Annotated in this window: 15 protein-coding genes; 3 read left to right on the forward strand and 12 right to left on the reverse strand. The window is 70.0% G+C overall.

Translation table 11 applies throughout. The features are described 5' to 3' along the window. Positions 1-18 precede the first annotated feature (18 nt). From ACFYZZ_RS04695 to ACFYZZ_RS04730, 8 genes are all read right to left on the reverse strand, one after another. On the reverse strand, positions 19-675 hold the full coding sequence (locus ACFYZZ_RS04695) for a phosphatidylserine decarboxylase (protein ID WP_094220828.1): 657 nt from the start codon (positions 673-675) through the stop codon (positions 19-21). 170 nt (positions 676-845) lie between these two features. Further along, positions 846-2,051, reverse strand: a complete 1,206-nt coding sequence (locus tag ACFYZZ_RS04700) for an acyl-CoA dehydrogenase family protein (RefSeq protein WP_389171500.1) — start codon at positions 2,049-2,051, stop codon at positions 846-848. Continuing rightward, positions 2,051-2,563, reverse strand: a complete 513-nt coding sequence (locus ACFYZZ_RS04705) for a MaoC family dehydratase (RefSeq protein ID WP_019757884.1) — start codon at positions 2,561-2,563, stop codon at positions 2,051-2,053. The genes ACFYZZ_RS04700 and ACFYZZ_RS04705 overlap by 1 nt, the downstream gene beginning before the upstream one ends. Positions 2,564-2,568: 5 nt before the next feature. Continuing rightward, on the reverse strand, positions 2,569-3,528 hold the full coding sequence (locus ACFYZZ_RS04710) for an HpcH/HpaI aldolase/citrate lyase family protein (protein WP_389171503.1): 960 nt from the start codon (positions 3,526-3,528) through the stop codon (positions 2,569-2,571). Then, positions 3,525-5,552: a protein meaA gene (locus ACFYZZ_RS04715; protein ID WP_389171506.1), complete on the reverse strand. Its 2,028-nt coding sequence runs from the start codon at positions 5,550-5,552 to the stop codon at positions 3,525-3,527. Before ACFYZZ_RS04715 ends, ACFYZZ_RS04710 begins: the two co-directional genes overlap by 4 nt. A gap of 9 nt (positions 5,553-5,561) precedes the next feature. After that, a complete protein-coding gene (gene ccrA, locus ACFYZZ_RS04720) occupies positions 5,562-6,899 on the reverse strand; it encodes a crotonyl-CoA carboxylase/reductase (RefSeq protein WP_389172032.1) in 1,338 nt (445 codons plus the stop codon). 461 nt (positions 6,900-7,360) lie between these two features. Then, positions 7,361-8,182 (reverse strand): TetR family transcriptional regulator, encoded by an 822-nt coding sequence (locus tag ACFYZZ_RS04725; RefSeq protein ID WP_386576082.1) that lies wholly within the window; start codon positions 8,180-8,182, stop codon positions 7,361-7,363. A 169-nt stretch (positions 8,183-8,351) separates the two neighbouring features. Then, positions 8,352-10,157, reverse strand: coding sequence for a 3-hydroxyacyl-CoA dehydrogenase family protein (locus ACFYZZ_RS04730; RefSeq protein ID WP_389171509.1), 1,806 nt, complete (start codon positions 10,155-10,157; stop codon positions 8,352-8,354). A gap of 376 nt (positions 10,158-10,533) precedes the next feature. Between ACFYZZ_RS04730 and ACFYZZ_RS04735 the strand changes: the two genes are divergently transcribed. Then, complete coding sequence (locus ACFYZZ_RS04735; protein ID WP_389171512.1) at positions 10,534-11,115, forward strand: adenylosuccinate lyase; 582 nt, start codon at positions 10,534-10,536, stop codon at positions 11,113-11,115. Between the two features lie 7 nt (positions 11,116-11,122). Here the strand turns inward: ACFYZZ_RS04735 and ACFYZZ_RS04740 are convergent, their stop codons facing one another. The 4 genes from ACFYZZ_RS04740 to ACFYZZ_RS04755 form a co-directional block, all read right to left on the reverse strand. After that, positions 11,123-11,641, reverse strand: a complete 519-nt coding sequence (locus ACFYZZ_RS04740) for a GNAT family N-acetyltransferase (RefSeq protein ID WP_389171515.1) — start codon at positions 11,639-11,641, stop codon at positions 11,123-11,125. A gap of 217 nt (positions 11,642-11,858) precedes the next feature. After that, a complete protein-coding gene (locus ACFYZZ_RS04745) occupies positions 11,859-12,257 on the reverse strand; it encodes a RidA family protein (RefSeq protein ID WP_389171518.1) in 399 nt (132 codons plus the stop codon). An 81-nt stretch (positions 12,258-12,338) separates the two neighbouring features. Beyond that, positions 12,339-13,901 (reverse strand): alpha/beta hydrolase, encoded by a 1,563-nt coding sequence (locus ACFYZZ_RS04750; protein WP_389171521.1) that lies wholly within the window; start codon positions 13,899-13,901, stop codon positions 12,339-12,341. 136 nt (positions 13,902-14,037) lie between these two features. Further along, complete coding sequence (locus tag ACFYZZ_RS04755; RefSeq protein WP_389172035.1) at positions 14,038-15,111, reverse strand: Rv2578c family radical SAM protein; 1,074 nt, start codon at positions 15,109-15,111, stop codon at positions 14,038-14,040. Between the two features lie 134 nt (positions 15,112-15,245). On the opposite strand from ACFYZZ_RS04755, the gene ACFYZZ_RS04760 reads away from it, so the two are divergent. Continuing rightward, entirely contained in the window at positions 15,246-15,689 is a 444-nt protein-coding gene (locus tag ACFYZZ_RS04760; RefSeq protein WP_386576075.1) for an SRPBCC family protein, read from the forward strand. Between the two features lie 164 nt (positions 15,690-15,853). Then, positions 15,854-18,250 (forward strand): MFS transporter, encoded by a 2,397-nt coding sequence (locus ACFYZZ_RS04765; RefSeq protein ID WP_389171524.1) that lies wholly within the window; start codon positions 15,854-15,856, stop codon positions 18,248-18,250. The last annotated feature ends 36 nt before the right edge of the window (positions 18,251-18,286 follow it).

Raw genomic sequence — 18,286 nt, forward strand, 5'->3', positions numbered from 1 at the left:
CCCGCCTGGGTCTCCGGATCAATCACGGTCAATGCGAGTCACCCCAGCCACGGTCTTCTGGCCGACCTCGACCGCGACCTCCACGCCCTCGGGCAGGTAGAGGTCGACACGCGAGCCGAAGCGGATCAGACCGATTCGGTCGCCCTGCTCGACCTTCGTGCCCTCCGGGAGGTAGGGCACGATGCGGCGGGCCACCGCGCCGGCGATCTGGATCATCTCGATGTCGCCGAGTTCGGTGTCGAAATGCCAGACTACGCGCTCGTTGTTCTCGCTCTCCTTGTTGAAAGCCGGAACAAAGCCGCCGGGGATGTGCTCGACCGACGTCACCGTGCCCGCGAGGGGCGCACGGTTGACGTGGACGTTGAGCGGGCTCATGAAGATCGCGACCCGGGTGCGGCCGTCCTTCCAGGGCATGATGCTCTGCACCACACCGTCGGCGGGCGAGATGACGCGGCCCTGGGCGATCTCGCGCTCGGGGTCGCGGAAGAACCACAGCATGCCCGCCGCGAGCGCGGTGGCGGGCACGGCCACGGCCTTGGCGGCGCCGGAACGGCGGGCGCGGGCGAGGCTGAGGGCTGCGGTGGCGACGGTCGGGAGAAGCCACGGCGATGCTCCGCGCGCGAGGCGTACGCCGACCTGGCGGTCGCGAGGTGCAGAGGTTTGGCTGTGGGGCATGGATGACCTTCGTAGCGGATGATGCCGCGCTCTGACGGGGGACGGCGGCTTTCCCGGGATCGTACCGGGCGGGGGCTACAACTGGGCAAGCCAGGAAGCCGAGTCGGCAGCTGAAGAGTGTCTACGGGGTGTGATCTTCTTCTCGAAGAAAACACCCCGTATCCGGACAATCAGCCCTGGAATCGATACTCTTCGAGCAGCCTGCGCCCGATGATCATTTTCTGGATCTCGGCGGTACCTTCACCGATGAGCAGCATCGGAGCCTCCCGGTAGAGGCGCTCGATCTCGTACTCCTTGGAGAAGCCGTAGCCGCCGTGGATCCGGAAGGCATCCTCCACGACCTCCTTGCAGTACTCGGAGGCGAGGTACTTCGCCATCCCTGCTTCGAGGTCGTTTCGTTCCCCGGAGTCCTTTTTGCGTGCCGCGTTCACCATCATGGCATGCGCGGCCTCGACCTTGGTGCCCATCTCGGCCAGCTTGAACTGGATGGCCTGGTGCTGGGCGATCGGCTTGCCGAAGGTGTGCCGCTGCTGGGCGTACTGGACACCCAGCTCGAAGGCACGCTGAGCGACGCCGCAGCCACGAGCCGCCACATTGACGCGGCCGACCTCCACGCCGTCCATCATTTGGTAAAAACCTCGGCCGGTGACGCCGCCGAGCACCCGGTCGGCCGGAATGCGCAGGCCGTCCATGATCAGCTCGGTGGTGTCGACGCCCTTGTAGCCCATCTTGTCGATCTTGCCCGGGATGGTGAGGCCGGGGCGGACCTCGCCGAAGCCGGGCTCCTTCTCGATCAGGAAGGTCGTCATCGACTTGTGGGGCGCCGTGCCCTCGGGGTGTCCTTCGTCACTTCGGACGAGAACGGCCACCAGGGACGAGGTGCCGCCGTTCGTCAGCCACATCTTCTGACCGTTCAGGACGTACTCGTCGCCGTCCTTGACCGCCTTCGATGTGATGGCCGACACATCGGAGCCCAGGCCTGGCTCCGACATCGAGAACGCGCCCCGCATGTCGCCGGCCGCCATGCGCGGAAGGAAGTGGTCCTTCTGCTCCTGCGTGCCGTGCTGCTTGAGCATGTACGCGACGATGAAGTGCGTGTTGATGATGCCGGACACCGACATCCAGCCGCGGGCGATCTCCTCCACGCACAGCGCGTAGGTGAGGAGCGACTCGCCCAGGCCCCCGTACTCCTCGGGGATCATCAGACCGAACAGGCCGAGTTCCTTCAGGCCGTCCACGATCTGCTGCGGGTACTCGTCGCGGTGCTCCAGCTCGGTCGCGACAGGAATGATCTCCTTGTCGACGAAGTCCCGAACCGTGGAGAGGATCTCCTGCTGGACGTCGGTCAGACCGGCGGTCTGGGCGAGGCGCGCCATTACTTCTCCTGCTGCTTCAGCTCCGGGCGGCCGGGCTGCTCGCCGCCGCGCTCCTTGATGTACGTCTCGGTGGGCACCATGACCTTGCGGCGGAAGACGCACACCAGGGTGCCGTCCTGCTTGTAGCCCTTGGTCTCGACGTAGACGATGCCGCGGTCGTTCTTCGACTTCGACGGCCACTTGTCGAGGACGGTCGTCTCGCCGTAGATGGTGTCGCCGTGGAAGGTCGGCGCCACGTGCTTGAGCGACTCGATCTCCAGGTTGGCGATCGCCTTGCCGGAGATGTCCGGCACGCTCATGCCGAGCAGCAGCGAGTAGATGTAGTTCCCGACGACGACGTTCTTGCCGAAGTCCGTCGTCTTCTCCGCATAGTTGGTGTCCATGTGGAGCGGGTGGTGGTTCATGGTGAGGAGACAGAACAGGTGGTCGTCGTACTCCGTGACCGTCTTGCCCGGCCAGTGCTTGTACGTCGCCCCGACCTCGAACTCCTCGTAGGTGCGTCCGAACTGCATCGCGCTCAGGCCTCCGGGATCTCGAACTTGCTGGTGCGCTGCATGCCGGCGGCGCGGCCCTTGCCGGAGATGACCAGGGCCATCTTGCGGCTGGCCTCGTCGATCATCTCGTCGCCGAGCATCGCCGAGCCCTTCTTGCCGCCCGCCTCGGACGTGTAGTAGTCGTACGCGTCCAGGATCAGCTCGGCGTGGTCGAAGTCCTCCTGGGAGGGCGAGAAGATCTCGTTGGCCGCCTCGACCTGGCCCGGGTGCAGCACCCACTTGCCGTCGAAGCCGAGGGCCGCGGCGCGCTGGGCGACCTCGCGGTAGCCCTCGACGTTGCGGATCTGCAGGTAGGGGCCGTCGATCGCCTGGAGGTTGTTGGCGCGGGCGGCCATCAGGATCTTCATCAGGATGAAGTGGTAGGCGTCCGCCGGGTAGCCGGGCGGCTGCTCGCCCACGACGAGCGACTTCATGTTGATGGAGGCCATGAAGTCGGCCGGGCCGAAGATGATCGTCTCGACGCGCGGGGAGGCCTGCGCGATCGCGTTGACGTTGTTCAGGCCCTGCGCGTTCTCGATCTGCGCCTCGATGCCGATCTTGCCGACCTCGAAGCCCATGGTCTTCTCGATCTGCGTCAGCAGCAGGTCCAGGGCGACGACCTGCTCGGCGTTCTGGACCTTCGGCAGCATGATGCAGTCGAGGTTCTGGCCCGCGCCTTCGACGACGGTCACGACGTCGCGGTACGTCCACTCGGTCGTCCAGTCGTTGACGCGCACGACCCGCGTCTTGCCCGTCCAGTCACCCTCGTTGAGGAACTTGACGATGGTGTGCCGGGCCTCGGGCTTGGCCAGCGGTGCGCACGCGTCCTCCAGGTCCAGGAAGACCTGGTCGGCAGGGAGACCCTGCGCCTTCTCCAGGAAGCGGGGGTTCGAGCCCGGCACGGCCAGGCAGGAGCGCCGCGGGCGGAGACGGTTGACGGTCATGCGGGGACCTCCAGGGGGTCGAGCTTGTTCGCTTTCCGGATCTCGTCGACGATGCGGCCGATGATCCCGGTGATGTCGAAGTCCTTCGGGGTGAAGACCGCGGCCACTCCTGCGGCCCGCAGCTGGTCGGCGTCACCATTCGGGATGATGCCACCAGCGATCACAGGTATATCTGTGGCACCGGCCACACGCAGCCGCTGGAGCACGTCCGGCACCAGCTGGGCGTGCGAGCCGGAGAGGATCGACAGGCCCACGGCGTGCACGTCCTCCGCCAGGGCGGCGTCCACGATCTGCTCGGGCGTCAGCCGGATGCCCTGGTAGACCACCTCGAAGCCGGCGTCGCGCGCGCGGACGGCGATCTGCTCGGCGCCGTTGGAGTGCCCGTCGAGGCCGGGCTTGCCGACCAGGAAGCGGAGCTTGCCGACGCCCAGCTCACGGGCGGTGTCGTCCACCTTGGTGCGGACCTCGGCGAGTGCCGAGCCCGCCTCGACGGGCACGGCGATGGGAGCGGAGGAGACACCGGTCGGCGCGCGGAACTCGCCGAACACCTCCCGCAGCGCGCCCGCCCACTCGCCGGTCGTGACCCCGGCACGGGCGCACTCCAGGGTGGCCTCCATCAGGTTGTCGGTGCCCTTGGCGGCCTCCTTCAGCCGCTCCAGCGCCTTGCAGGGGCGCGGGTGGTTGAAGGGCGGCTGGTAGCGGGTGTCGCGCCAGGCTCGGATCGCCTCGACGACCCGGGCCTCGACCGCCGGGTCGACCGTCTGGATCGCGGTGTCCAGGTCGGCCGTGAGCGGGTTGGGCTCGGTGGTCTCGAAGATGTTGACGCCGACGATCTTCTCCTGGCCGGACTCGATCCGGGCCCGGCGCTCGGCGTGCGAGGAGACCAGCTGCGACTTGAGGTAGCCGGACTCCACGGCGGCCATCGCGCCGCCCATCTCCTGGATGCGCTCGATCTCCGCGAGGGAGTCCTCGACCAGCTGGGAGACCTTCGCCTCGATGACGTGCGAGCCCTCGAAGATGTCCTCGTACTCCAGCAGGTCGCTCTCGTGCGCGAGGACCTGCTGGATGCGCAGCGACCACTGCTGGTCCCACGGGCGGGGCAGACCGAGGGCCTCGTTCCAGGCCGGCAGCTGCACGGCACGGGCACGTGCGTCCTTGGAGAGGGTCACGGCCAGCATCTCCAGGACGATCCGCTGGACGTTGTTCTCCGGCTGCGCCTCGGTCAGGCCGAGCGAGTTGACCTGGACGCCGTAGCGGAACCGGCGCTGCTTCGGGTTCTCGATGCCGTACCGCTCACGCGTGACCTTGTCCCAGATGCGGCCGAACGCCCGCATCTTGCACATCTCCTCGACGAAGCGGACGCCCGCGTTCACGAAGAACGAGATGCGCGCGACCACGTCGCCCATGCGCTCCTGCGGCACCTGGCCGCTGTCGCGCACGGCGTCGAGGACGGCGATGGCGGTGGACATCGCGTACGCGATCTCCTGCACCGGCGTGGCCCCGGCCTCCTGCAGGTGGTAGCTGCAGATGTTGATCGGGTTCCACTTCGGGATGTGGGAGACCGTGTACGCGATCATGTCCGTCGTCAGCCGGAGCGACGGCCCCGGCGGGAACACATGGGTGCCCCGGGACAGGTACTCCTTGACGATGTCGTTCTGGGTCGTGCCCTGGAGCTTGGTGATGTCCGCGCCCTGCTCCTCGGCGACGACCTGGTAGAGCGCCAGCAGCCACATCGCGGTGGCGTTGATCGTCATCGAGGTGTTCATCTGCTCCAGGGGGATGTCCTGGAAGAGACGGCGCATGTCACCGAGATGCGAGACCGGCACGCCGACCCGGCCGACCTCGCCGCGGGCGAGGATGTGGTCGGGGTCGTAGCCGGTCTGCGTCGGCAGGTCGAACGCCACCGACAGACCGGTCTGGCCCTTGGCGAGGTTGCGCCGGTACAGCTCGTTGGACGCCTCGGCCGTGGAGTGGCCGGCATACGTCCGCATGAGCCACGGACGGTCCTTCTGACGCTCTGTCATCTAAGGCTCTCAGACGTTCCGGAAGCGGTTGATGGCGTCGATGTGCTTGGCGCGCAGCTCCTCGTCGCGCACGCCCAGGCCCTCCTCGGGGGCCAGGCACAGCACGCCGACCTTGCCCTGGTGGAGGTTGCGGTGCACGTCGAACGCGGCCTGGCCGGTCTCCTCCAGGGAGTAGACCTTCGACAGGGTCGGGTGGATCTTGCCCTTCGCGACGAGCCGGTTGGCCTCCCAGGCCTCGCGGTAGTTGGCGAAGTGCGAGCCGATGATCCGCTTCAGGGACATCCACAGGTAGCGGTTGTCGTACTCGTGGTTGTAGCCCGAGGTCGAGGCGCAGGTGACGATGGTGCCACCCTTGCGCGTGACGTAGACCGAGGCGCCGAAGGTCTCGCGGCCGGGGTGCTCGAAGACGATGTCGACGTCCTCGCCGCCGGTGAGTTCACGGATGCGCTTGCCGAAGCGCTTCCACTCCTTGGGGTCCTGGGTGTGCTCGTCCTTCCAGAACTTGTACCCTTCGGCGTTGCGGTCGATGATCGCCTCGGCGCCCATCGAGCGGCAGATGTCCGCCTTCTGGTCGCTGGAGACGACACAGATCGGGTTGGCGCCGCCGGCCAGCGCGAACTGCGTGGCGTACGAGCCGAGTCCGCCGCTCGCGCCCCAGATGAGGACGTTGTCGCCCTGCTTCATGCCGGCGCCGTTGCGGGAGACCAGCTGGCGGTAGGCGGTGGAGTTGACCAGGCCCGGGGCCGCGGCCTCCTCCCAGCTGAGGTGCTTGGGCTTCGGCATCAGCTGGTTGGACTTGACGAGCGCGATCTCCGCGAGGCCGCCGAAGTTGGTCTCGAAGCCCCAGATGCGCTGCTCGGGGTCGAGCATCGTGTCATTGTGGCCGTCGCTGGACTCCAGCTCGACGGACAGACAGTGCGCTACGACCTCGTCACCGGGGTTCCAGGCGTTCACGCCGGGGCCGGTGCGCAGGACGACGCCCGCGAGGTCGGAGCCGATGATGTGGTACGGCAGGTCATGGCGCTTGGTCAGCTCGCTGAGCTTGCCGTAGCGCTCCAGGAACCCGAAGGTCGGCAGCGGCTCGAAGATCGAGGTCCACACCGAGTTGTAGTTGACCGAGGAGGCCATGACAGCCACCAGGGCCTCGCCGGGGCCCAGTTCGGGCACCGGAACATCGTCCAGGTGAATCGACTTGCGCGGGTCCTTGTCGCGGGTCTCGAGGCCCGCGAACATCTCCGTCTCGTCCTTGTGCACGGTGATCGCGCGGTACGACTCGGGGAGCTGCAGGGCTGCGAAGTCGGCCGGCGTCGATTCCGGCGACTGGATCGCGTCGAGGATGTCCTTCACGGTCACGGTATTGCCTCCGGCGGTGAGCGCCCTGAGGGAGGGGCGCTGAGGGTTCGTCGGTGCTGCTGAGGGATTTGGTGGAACGTGCCGTCGGTTCGGCGGGGTGGTGCTTCGGCAGCGCTTTGTGGCGCGGGAGGTTGCCTGTGACGCAGGCGTCCGGGCGCGCAGGCCATGAGCTTGCGGGGACAGCCGGCGAGCGAACGGTCTCTGCTCGCCGGCCGCCCGGACACCTTCAACGTATGACACCGCGTGTCAGGCCGCAAGGCACTGAGTGCCATGAGTTCGCCTCAGATGAAATCTTTACGTAACAAATGAGCGATGATCGATCGAACGGCCTCTGAAATCTGCCGGAAAAGGGCCTCTGACATGCCAAAACGGCCACCCCGTGGGGTGGCCGTCGTCACAGCGGGAACGCGCGCCCGGACGCGTCTCGGAGACGTCTCGGAGCGTCTCGGCGGGCCTCATCGCTCCTTGAGCGCCTCCTCGATGGTGCGCATGACCTCGTCCAGCGGGGCGTCCGTGCGGGCGACCGTCACGAGCACCTCGCCGTGCGCGGACACCGTCGCCGGGGCCGTGGTGGCGGCCGGCTTGGCCGCCGAGCCGCGTCCGGCGCCGATGCCCGTGCCGAAGGTCTTGCGCACGATCGCGAACGCGTGGTCGAGCTGGGCCTCCACGTCGCCCTGGCCGCCGGCCCGCAGCCAGCGCCGCAGGACGTGGTTGTGGGCCGTGACGACGGCGGAGGCGGCGACCTCGGCGAGCAGCGGGTCGTCGTTGGCGTCGTCGGCGTGCGCGTGCTCGTCGAAGTGGCCGAGCAGATAGCGGGTGAACAGTCGCTCGTAGCGGGCCACCGAGGCGATCTCCGCCTCGCGCAGGGTGGGCACCTCGCGCGTGAGCTTGTAGCGGGCGACCGAGATCTCCGGCCGGGCCGCGTACATCTTCATGACTTCCTTGATGCCACGGCACACGGTGTCGAGCGGGTGCTCGTGCGCCGGGGCGGCGTTGAGGACCGCCTCGGCACGGACCAGCGTGTCGTCGTGGTCGGGGAAGATCGCCTCTTCCTTGGAGCGGAAGTGGCGGAAGAAGGTGCGGCGCGCGACCCCGGCCGCGGCCGCGATCTCGTCGACGGTGGTCGCCTCGTACCCCTTGGTCGCGAACAGTTCCATCGCTGCGGCCGCCAGTTCTCGGCGCATTTTCAGCCGCTGGGCGGCGGCGCGACTGCCTGCGGCACTTTCCGGTGCGTCGGGCGTGGCTGGTGTACGTGAGGACTTGGCGGGCTGGGACATGACCCGAACGTACTGCATGTCCGCAGCTGGATGCGCAGGTCCGGGGTTTCCCCCGCCCGTGGAGGGCGGGGGAGTACCGGGTCCGAAGAGCGCGGGAAAGGCCACCGGGTCCAGCAGCCCGCCCCAGTCCGCGCCCTCGGAGGCACCGTCGAACCAGTCACCGACCCCGTCAGCGGCGGGCATACTCGCGGAAGCCGCGGCCGGTCTTGCGGCCGAGGCAGCCCGCCGCCACCAGGTGCTCCAGCAGCGGGGCCGGGGCCAGGCCCGGGTCGCGGAACTCGCGGTGCAGCACCTTCTCGATCGCGAGCGAGACGTCCAGACCGACGACGTCCAGCAGCTCGAAGGGGCCCATCGGGTAGCCGCCGCCGAGCTTCATCGCGGCGTCGATGTCGTCGAGCGACGCGTAGTGCTCCTGGACCATCTTGACCGCGTTGTTCAGGTACGGGAACAGCAGCGCGTTCACGATGAAGCCGGCCCGGTCGCCGCAGTCCACGGCGTGCTTCCTGACCTTCGCGCAGACCTCGCGGACGGTGGCGTGGACGTCGTCGGCCGTCAGGACCGTGCGGACGACCTCGACCAGCTTCATCGCCGGGGCCGGGTTGAAGAAGTGCATGCCGATCACGTCCTGCGGGCGCGAGGTGGCGCGGGCGCAGGCGACCACGGGCAGCGAGGAGGTGGTGGTGGCGAGGACCGCGCCCGGCTTGCAGACCTTGTCCAGTGCCGCGAACAGCTGCTGCTTGACCGTCAGGTCCTCGGCGACCGCCTCGACGGCCAGGTCGACGTCGGCGAAGGCGTCGTAGGAGCCCGCCGGGGTGATCAGGTCCAGGGTCTGGGCGGCGGCCTCGGCGGTCATCCGGCCCTTGTCGACGGAGCGCGCGAGGGACTTGCCGATCCGCGCCTTGGCGGCCTGGGCCTTCTCCTCGCTGCGGGCGGCGAGGACGACCTCGTACCCGGCCTTGGCGAAGACCTCGGCGATGCCGGAGGCCATCGTGCCCGAGCCCGCGACCCCGACGGAGCGCACGGAACGGCCCGCGACCTGCGTGTTCCCCTCGGCCGGGGTCAGCGCGTCCGGCACGGTGGTGGCGCTGCCCGGAGCCTCGTACGTGTAGAAGCCGCGCCCCGACTTGCGGCCGGTCAGGCCCGCCTCGCTGAGCTGCTTCAGGATCGGGGCGGGGGCGTGCAGCCGGTCGCCGGACTCGGCGTACATGGCCTCCAGGACCGTACGCGCGGTGTCGATGCCGATGAGGTCCAGCAGGGCGAGGGGGCCCATGGGCAGGCCGCAGCCGAGCCGCATGGCCGCGTCGATGTCCTCGCGGGAGGCGTACCGGGCCTCGTACATCGCGGCGGCCTGGTTGAGGTAGCCGAACAGCAGCCCGTCCGCGACGAAGCCGGGACGGTCGCCGACCGCGACCGGCTCCTTGCCCAGCTCGATCGCGAGGTCGGTGACCGCGGCGACGGCCGGCGGCGCGGTCAGCACCGAGGAGACGATCTCGACCAGCTTCATCGCCGGGGCCGGGTTGAAGAAGTGCAGGCCGAGCACGCGCTCCGGGCGGGCCGAGTCGGCGGCGAGCCGGGTGACCGACAGGGCGTTGGTGCCGGTCGCGAGGATCGTCTCGGGGCGGACGACGGCGTCCAGGTCGCGGAAGATCTGGTGCTTGATCTCGTACGACTCCGGAGCCACCTCGATGACCAGGTCGGCGTCGGCGGCCGCGCCGATGTCGGTGGACGTGCGGACCCGGGCCAGGACGTCCGCGCGCTCCTGCTCGGTCAGTCGGCCGCGCTCCACGGCGCGGGCGGTGGCGGCCTCCAGGGCGGCGACGGACTTCGCGGCCTGGGCCTCGCTGATGTCGATGCCGATCACCTCGCGGCCGGCCTTCGCGAGGACCTCGGTGATGCCGGTGCCCATGGTGCCGAGGCCGACGACGGCGATCGTCTTGAGCGGGGACAGGGTGGTGTCGGACAGGGGAGTGGCCATCGCGGGACTCCAGGAATGAGGGTGACGACTGGGAACGCGCCGGGTGCGCCGGAAGGCGCACACCGGGGCGGAAGAGATGCGGGTGTTGTCGGGCTGCAAGCGCACACGCCCGGGAACCGTCGCCGCGGGCGTGCACACGCCCGGGAGAGGCTGATTCCGACCGGCCCTGTCCCGGAACCGGGTCGTACTGCGGTACCGATGTACCGAACCGACCACCTCACAACGGCTGCGTCACCAAACCGTCGTCAGTGGATGCGCGAGTGGGTAACTCGCTCGTCTGAGCTTAACCGGCGAGTAACGAGCGCGCCAGACCTGAGCCGGACCGAGTTTGTGATGTAGCTCCCTGTACGGGTGCGACCCGCCTACGCTGGTCGTCGTGGACGAAGAGTTGCGATCGCTCACGGAACGCATGCGGCAGGAGTCGCACGGCTCGGCGGCGTACGAGCAGCTGGCGGCGACCGAGGACCATGACGAACTGGCGGAGGTGCTCACCGCGCCCGGACAGCCACTGTGGGCCAGGGAGCTGGCCGCCTTCCGGCTGGGCGTCGCCGGCGACCGGCGCGCCTTCGAGTCCCTGGTGCTGCTGCTCAACCACCGCGACCCGCCGCGCTGCGCCTCCGCCGCCTACGCGCTCGCCCGCCTCGGCGACCCGCGCACCGCCCGCGCGGCCGCCGCGCTCGCCACCAACGAACTGCGCGTCGCCTACGCCCTGCACCCGGTACGGCTCCTGGTCGAGCTGCAGGCCCCCGAGTCCGTGCCCGCGCTGATCACCACCCTGGAGCGGCGGCTGCGCCCGCACGACCCGTACCGGCGGGTGGCGCTGGCCTGCGTGGAGGGCCTCGGCACCCTCGGCGACGGCCGCGCGCGCCGGGTCCTGAACGAGGCCCTTGCGCATCCGGCGCTCGCCGAGGCGGCGGTGCACGCGCTGGCCCGCATCCCGCAGCAGAAGCAGAGGTGACGCCCGCTCACAGCTCCCTGACGTACCGCACCTCGGGGACGGCCACGCCGTCCACGTCGAAGGGTTCCTCGGCGCCGTCCGCACGGAAACCGGCCTGCTCGTAGAAGCGGCGGGCGCGCGTGTTCTCCTTCAGGACCCACAAGAACATGCGCGGGTACCCGGAGCACCGCTCGACCGACGCGGCCAGCAGTGCCCGCCCGATCCCGCTGCCCATGTGTGCGGGATCGAGGTAGAGGGCGTACAACTCGCAGTCCCCGGTGCGCACCTCACCGTCCCGGTACGGCCCGTGCGCCGCCCACCCGACGATCCGGCCGCCCTGCTCGGCGACCAGGTTCGCCACCGTGCCGTCCCCCTGCCCGAACCATGCCCGCCGCTGCTCGGCGTCCCGCGCCACGCTGAGCGCGTCGAGGTACGGCTGCGGCATGAGCCCCCGGTAGGCGTGCTGCCAGCCGCGGACACGGATCTCCGAGACGCGGTCGCAGTCGTCGAGGGTCATCGGACGGATGCGCGGAAGCGGGTTGTCCATGGCGGCACCCTAGGGCCTGTCTGACAATTCCCGCCTGCCCCGCGGCGCCTGGCACGCACGCTCGCCGCGTTGCCGAACCGCCCGCGTGGCTCCGCCACGAGGACGCTTCGGCGCCTTGCGATCGCACGCACCAGACGCCGCGGGGCCCGCCCTTCGGGCGGACGACGGGAATTGTCAGACAGGCCCTAGAGACCCGCTCCCGCAACGCGCCCCCTGTTTATCCGCCCACCACCGCGAGCGCCTCGACCTCCATCAGGAACTCCGGGGCGACCAGGGCGGCCACCTGGACGGCCGAGGCCGCCGGAAGGCGGTCGTCGGGTATGTGTGCGGCGCGGGCCGCGCGGATCGCCGGCAGGTGGGCGATGTCCGTGACGAAGTAGGTCAGTTTGACGACGTCCTGGAAGCCGGCCCCCGCGGCGGCCAGGCAGCGCCTCAGGTTCTCGAACACCTGCCGGGCCTGCGCGGCCGGATCGCCCTCGCCGACGAGCTTGCCGTCCTCGTCCAGGGCGAGCTGGCCGGAGACAGCGACGAGACGGCCGGTCGCGCTGACCACGTGGCTGTACTGGGCCGCGGGCGCGACCCCGTCGGGGGCGGGGATGCGGGTCGGTTCGCTCATGCGTCCCATGGTGGACCACGGGTCCGACAACGCCCTCGGTCATGCCCCCGACCCTGCCCCCGACGGGCCGTCAGGAGCCGTTCAGCGGCGGAAGCGCAGCAGGCCGTGCAGGGTCGAGCCGCGCGACGACGTCGAGGCCGCCTTGGCCTTGAGCGGCTTCGGGTCCGGGGACTTCTTGCACACCGCGTCGGCCGTGCCGGTGCCGTGCGGGACCTTGCCGCTCGTCAGATAGTCGGCCAGATACCTGTCCAGGCAGCTGTTGCCGCTCAGCGTGATGCCGTGGTTGCCGCCGCCGTTCTCGACCACCAGGCTGGAGCGGGCCAGCAGGTGATGGGCCGTCACACCGCCGGGGTACGGGGTCGCCGCGTCGTTCGTCGCCTGGAACAGCAGCGTCGGCGGCAGCTTGCCGTTGGCGATGTTCACCCGCTTCAGGGTGCCGGCCGGCCAGTACGCGCAGGGTGCGTTGTACCAGGCGTTGTTCCAGGCCATGAACGGTGCCTTCGCGTACACCCCCCAGGCGTCCGTCCGCCAGCGGGTCCACGAGTGCGGCCAGGAGGCGTCACGGCACTGCACCGCCGTGTAGACGCTGTAGCCGTTGTCGCCCGAGGAGTCCACGGCGGCGAAGTGCTTGTACACCTCCACCAGCGGCTCGGCGTTCTTGTCGCGGACGTAGGCCGAGAACGCCTGGGCCAGATAGGGCCAGTACCCGTTGTAGTAGCCACCGGGGATGAAGGTGTCCTCCAGTTCGGAGGCGCCGACCTTGCCGCCGGCCGGCTTCTTCGCCAGGGCCGCCCGCATCGCGTACCACGCGGCCTCGACCTTCGCGGGGTCCTTGCCGAGCCGGTACGTGGAGTCGTACTTGGCGATCCACGCCATCAGCGCCCGGTGGCGGTCGTTGAAGGCGTAGTCCTGGGCGAGGTTGTCCTCGTACCAGATGCCGGTCGGGTTCACGATCGAGTCCAGCACCAGGCGGCGGACCCGCTCGGGGAAGAGCTTGCCGTAGACCGCGCCGAGATAGGTGCCGTATGAGTAGCCGAAGTAGCTGATCTTCTGCGCGCCGAGGGCCCGCCGGACCGAGTCCATGTCCTGGACCGCTTGGACGGTGTTGATGTACGGCAGCACACTCGCGTACTTGCGGCCGCAGGCGGCGGCGAAGGACTGCGCGCGCTGCAGGTTCTTCTGCTCCAGCGTGGCCGTGGCGGGCACGGTGTCGGGACGCACCGTCCGGAAGTGCCGGGGCGAGCAGTCGAGGGCCGGGGTGCTGCGGCCCACTCCGCGCGGGTCGAAGCCGATCACGTCGTACTGCGCCGCCACGCTCTTGGGCAGCGCGGACGCGACGAACCCGGCGAGCGTCAGACCGCTGCCGCCGGGGCCGCCGGGGTTGACCAGCAGCGGGCCCTGGGACGTCGCCGCGGTGTGCGGGACGCGGGACAGAGCGAGGGTGATCTGGGTGCCGGACGGATGCTTGTGGTCCAGCGGCACCTTCAGTGACGCGCACTGGAGCTTCGGGTAGTCGCTGGTACCGCAGGTCTTCCAGGTGAGCTTCGCCGCCGGAGCGGTGGGGGCCGCCTGCGCGGGCACGGCCGTGACCGAGCCCGCCGTCATGACGGCGGCTGCGCACAGCATCGCTGCGCGTGTCCTCATGGGTCCTCCCGGGACGGAGGGTGACACGAACCGCGAGGGTCACGGTTCTCGCCGCATCGTCCCGAAGAGAGCGCCCTGAAGAACCCATTATGTCAATAGTTGACCCAATTGGGTCGAGGGATGCCCTCTAACGCTCTCAAAGAAGGGTGAGTTGGGTTGGCTCGGACACGGCCGGAGGCTCGGCGGCCGGCGGTGCCTCGGCCGACCGGATCCGCCGGGCCATGCCCGCGCGGGTGGGCCCGATGCCGTACTCCTGGGCCAGCTCGTGCACCTGACGGGTGATCCGGCGCTGGTACCACTTGGGCGCGTAGGCGCCCTCCGCGTACAGCCGCTCGTAGCGGCGCACCAGGTGCGGGTGGTGCCGGCCGAGCCAGGCCATGAACCACTCCCGGGCGCCCGGCCGCAGATGCAGCACCAGAGGAGTGACCGAGGTGGCCCCGGCCGCCGCGATCGCCCGTACGGTGTCCCGCAGTTGGGCCGGGTGGTCGCTCAGGAACGGGACGACCGGCGCCATCAGCACCCCGCAGCCGATGCCGTGCTCGCCGAGGGTGCGGACGACGTCCAGGCGGCGCTCGGGCGCCGGTGTGCCCGGCTCCACCGTGCGCCACAGCTCGGTGTCCGTGAAGCCGACCGAGACCGAGATCCCCACGTCCGTCACCGCGGCCGCGCGGACCAGCAGCTCCAGATCGCGCAGGATCAGCGTGCCCTTGGTCAGGATCGAGAACGGGTTCGCGTGCTCCGTGAGGGCCGAGATGATGCCCGGCATCAGCCGGTAGCGGCCCTCGGCGCGCTGGTAGCAGTCGACGTTGGTGCCCATCGCCACGTGGTCGCCCTGCCAGCGGCGCGAGGACAGCTGGCGGCGCAGCACCTCGGGCGCGTTCACCTTCACCACGATCTGGGTGTCGAAGCCGATCCCCGTGTCGAGGTCCAGGTAGCTGTGCGTCTTGCGAGCGAAGCAGTACACGCACGCGTGCGTGCAGCCACGGTAGGGATTGACCGTCCAGTCGAACGGCATGCGCGAGGCGCCCGGAACCCGGTTCAGGACCGAGCGGGCCCGCACCTCGTGGAACGTGATCCCGCGGAACTCCGGTGTGTCGAAGGTGCGGGTGACGACGGCGTCCGCGCCGAACAGCGCGGCATCGGCGGCCCGGCCGTGACCGTCCGACTCTCCGGGCTCCCCGGATCCCACGGTGAGGTTCTCCCAGCGCATGACGCCTCCTCGGTAGCGCTCGCGCACAGAATAGAACATACGTTCCCATGATCGTGCGACCCCGATTTGGGTGGCCGGGCGCCGGGGTGGTTGGCTTGCTCCAACCCCGAGAAACCAGGTCCTGGAGGAACGCAATGGCGCAGGTCGAAGCCACCACGGAGCGGGTCGTCGCGGCGAACGCGGAGCAGGTGTTCGACACGCTCGCCGACTACAGCGGCACGCGGCAGCAGCTGCTGCCCGAGCACTTCAGCGAGTACGAGGTGCGCGAGGGCGGCGACGGCGAGGGCACCCTCGTCCACTGGAAGCTCCAGGCCACCAGCAAGCGCGTGCGCGACTGCCTCCTGGAGGTCACCGAGCCCAGCGACGGCGAACTCGTGGAGAAGGACCGCAACTCCTCCATGGTCACCACCTGGCGCGTCACCCCGGCCGGCGAGGGCAGCTCCCGGGTCGTCGTCACCACCACCTGGAAGGGCGCAGGCGGCATCGGCGGCTTCTTCGAGAGGACCTTCGCGCCCAAGGGTCTCGGCCGCATCTACGACGCGATCCTCGCCAACCTCGCCGCCCAGGTGGAGAAGTAAGGCCAAACTCCCACCGGTGAAGGGGTGTTGCGCCCGGCGTTGCGCCCCCTCACCGGTTCGAGTGGAACTCCGTCCCGTCCGGGATTGCACCGTAACTCGCCGTACTTGTTCGCAGTTGTCGCCTTACGCGGGAAATGTGACAGGCGCGACGAGGGGAGCCGTACGTGGGCGGGACGACTCTGGTGCAGCACGAGCCGGCCGCGACACCGGCCCCGGCGGAGACCGCCGGCGAACCTCCGACCCCCGCCCCGGCCGCCGAACTCGGCGCGCGGCGGGTGCGGTTGGTCTTCTTCGGGCTCATGCTCGCCCTGCTCCTCGCCGCGCTGGACCAGATGATCGTCGCCACCGCGCTGCCGAAGATCGTCGGCGAGCTGCACGGCCTGGACCGGATGTCCTGGGCGATCACCGCCTATCTGCTCACCTCCACCATCGGCCTGCCCGTGTACGGCAAGCTGGGCGACCTCGTCGGCCGCAAGGGCGTCTTCCAGTTCGCCATCCTGGTCTTCGTCGTCGGCTCCGCGCTCGCCGGGCGCGCGCAGAACATGGACCAGCTGATCGCCTTCCGTGCCCTCCAGGGCGTGGGCGCGGGCGGGCTCATGATCGGCGTCCAGGCGATCATCGCCGACATCGTGCCGTCCCGGCAGCGCGGCCGCTACATGGGCCTGATCGGCGCCGCCTTCGGCCTCGCCTCCGTCGCCGGACCGCTCCTCGGCGGCTACTTCACCGACCATCTCTCCTGGCGCTGGTGCTTCTACGTCAACGTCCCCTTCGGCCTGGTCACCCTGGTCGTCGTCACCGTCGTCCTCAAGCTGCCGAGGCCGCGGGTCCGCGCCCGGCTCGACGTCCTCGGGGCGCTGCTGCTCGCCGCGGCCTCCACCTGCCTGGTACTGCTGACGAGTCGGGGCGGCACCGAGTACGCCTGGGACTCCCGGGAGATCCTCGGCCTCGGCGCGGGCGCCCTCGCCGCCACCGTCCTCTTCCTCGTCGCCGAGCGCTTCGCCGCCGAACCCCTCATCCCGCTCAGGCTGTTCCGGGACTCCGTCTTCAACGTCACCGCTCTGGTCGGCCTGGTGATCGGTGTCGCCCTGTTCGGCGCGGCCAGCTATCTGCCGACCTTCCTGCAGATGGTCGACGGGGCCAGCGCCACCGAGTCCGGGCTGCTGATGCTGCCCATGATGGCCGGCATCGTCGGCGCCTCCGTCATCGGCGGGCAGCTCATCACCGTCACCGGCCGCTACAAACTCCTCCCGCTCCTCGGCGGCACCCTCGCCGCCGTCGGCATGTGGCTGCTCTCCCGCCTGGAGACCGACACGCCCCGGCTGCACTACAGCATCTGGATGGCCGTCCTCGGCGCCGGCATCGGCCTGGTGATGCCGGTCCTCGTCCTCGCCGTGCAGAACTCCGTGCGCCTCGCCGACCTCGGCACCGCCACCAGCGCCAACACCTACTTCCGGCAGATCGGCGGCAGCGTCGGCGCCGCCGTCTTCGGCACCCTCTTCGCGGACCGGCTCACCGACGCCCTGCACCGGGAACCGCCCCCGCGCGCGGGCGCCCGGCTGCCCGACCCCGAGTCGCTCACCCCGCAGCTCGTCCACGCGCTGCCACCGGCCCTGCGCGACGCCTACATCCGCGCCTACGCCGACGCGATGCCCCGGATCTTCCTCTACCTCGTCCCGGTGCTCGTCCTCGGCCTGCTCATCGCCTTCTTCCTCAAGGAGAAACCGCTGGTGTCCCACCACACCACCGAGACGGAGCCCCACGTCGTGAACGCCCCTATCCCACAGGCCCGTTCGCCGCACACCGCCGGAATCCCGGTGTGCGGCACGGTGCAGCACCCCGACGGGACCGTGGTGCCCCGCGCGGCGCTCACCCTCATCGACGTCTCCGGACAGCAGATCGGGCGCGGCGCGAGCGGCGAGGACGGACGGTACGCGCTCGCCACCCCCGGCACCGGCTCGTACGTGCTCATCGCCGCGGCGGGCGGCCACCAGCCGCAGGCCGTCTCCGTCACCGTCGGCGAGCGCCCCGTCGAACTCGACGTCGTGCTCGGCGGCGCCGGACGCCTCGCGGGCAGCGTGCTCACCGCCGACGGCAGCGCCGTCCGGGACGCCACCGTCACCCTCACCAACGTGCAGGGCGAGGTCGTCGCGGCCACCCGCAGCGGCCGCGAGGGCGGTTACGTCATCACCGAACTGGTCGCCGGCGAGTACACCCTCGCCGCCAGCGCCCCCGCCTTCCGCCCCGCCGCCCTCCCGGTCACCGTCCAGGCCGCCCGGGAGACCCGGCAGGACATCGAACTCGCGGGCGGCGCCGTCCTGAAGGGCACCGTCCGGGCGAACGGCGGCCGCCCCGTGGAGGACGCCCGGGTGACGCTGCTCGACGCCGCGGGCAACGTCGTGGACACCCTTACCACAGGAGCGGACGGAACGTTCCGATTCGTGGACCTGTCCTCCGGCGAGTACACCGTCATCGCCGCAGGTTACCCACCGGTCGCAACGGTCCTCCAGGTCGCCCGCGGCGGCCGCACCGAGCGCGACCTGCAGCTCGGCCACGAAGACTGAGGGGGGCGCCCGCAGGGCGCTGAGCTGCGCGCCGGT

This window comes from Streptomyces sp. NPDC001816 (assembly GCF_042892235.1).
In the GTDB taxonomy this organism is placed as follows: domain Bacteria; phylum Actinomycetota; class Actinomycetes; order Streptomycetales; family Streptomycetaceae; genus Streptomyces.

What these genes read in the sequence shown, in the direction of transcription:
- ACFYZZ_RS04740 (WP_389171515.1), bottom strand. Translation starts at nt 11,641, where the DNA reads ATGGACAACCCGCTTCCGCGCATCCGTCCGATGACCCTCGACGACTGC.
- ACFYZZ_RS04730 (WP_389171509.1), bottom strand. Translation starts at nt 10,157, where the DNA reads ATGGCCACTCCCCTGTCCGACACCACCCTGTCCCCGCTCAAGACGATC.
- ACFYZZ_RS04725 (WP_386576082.1), bottom strand. Translation starts at nt 8,182, where the DNA reads ATGTCCCAGCCCGCCAAGTCCTCACGTACACCAGCCACGCCCGACGCA.
- ACFYZZ_RS04760 (WP_386576075.1), top strand. Translation starts at nt 15,246, where the DNA reads ATGGCGCAGGTCGAAGCCACCACGGAGCGGGTCGTCGCGGCGAACGCG.
- ACFYZZ_RS04745 (WP_389171518.1), bottom strand. Translation starts at nt 12,257, where the DNA reads ATGAGCGAACCGACCCGCATCCCCGCCCCCGACGGGGTCGCGCCCGCG.
- ACFYZZ_RS04750 (WP_389171521.1), bottom strand. Translation starts at nt 13,901, where the DNA reads ATGAGGACACGCGCAGCGATGCTGTGCGCAGCCGCCGTCATGACGGCG.
- ACFYZZ_RS04695 (WP_094220828.1), bottom strand. Translation starts at nt 675, where the DNA reads ATGCCCCACAGCCAAACCTCTGCACCTCGCGACCGCCAGGTCGGCGTA.
- ACFYZZ_RS04705 (WP_019757884.1), bottom strand. Translation starts at nt 2,563, where the DNA reads ATGCAGTTCGGACGCACCTACGAGGAGTTCGAGGTCGGGGCGACGTAC.
- ACFYZZ_RS04710 (WP_389171503.1), bottom strand. Translation starts at nt 3,528, where the DNA reads ATGACCGTCAACCGTCTCCGCCCGCGGCGCTCCTGCCTGGCCGTGCCG.
- ACFYZZ_RS04755 (WP_389172035.1), bottom strand. Translation starts at nt 15,111, where the DNA reads ATGCGCTGGGAGAACCTCACCGTGGGATCCGGGGAGCCCGGAGAGTCG.
- ACFYZZ_RS04715 (WP_389171506.1), bottom strand. Translation starts at nt 5,552, where the DNA reads ATGACAGAGCGTCAGAAGGACCGTCCGTGGCTCATGCGGACGTATGCC.
- ACFYZZ_RS04700 (WP_389171500.1), bottom strand. Translation starts at nt 2,051, where the DNA reads ATGGCGCGCCTCGCCCAGACCGCCGGTCTGACCGACGTCCAGCAGGAG.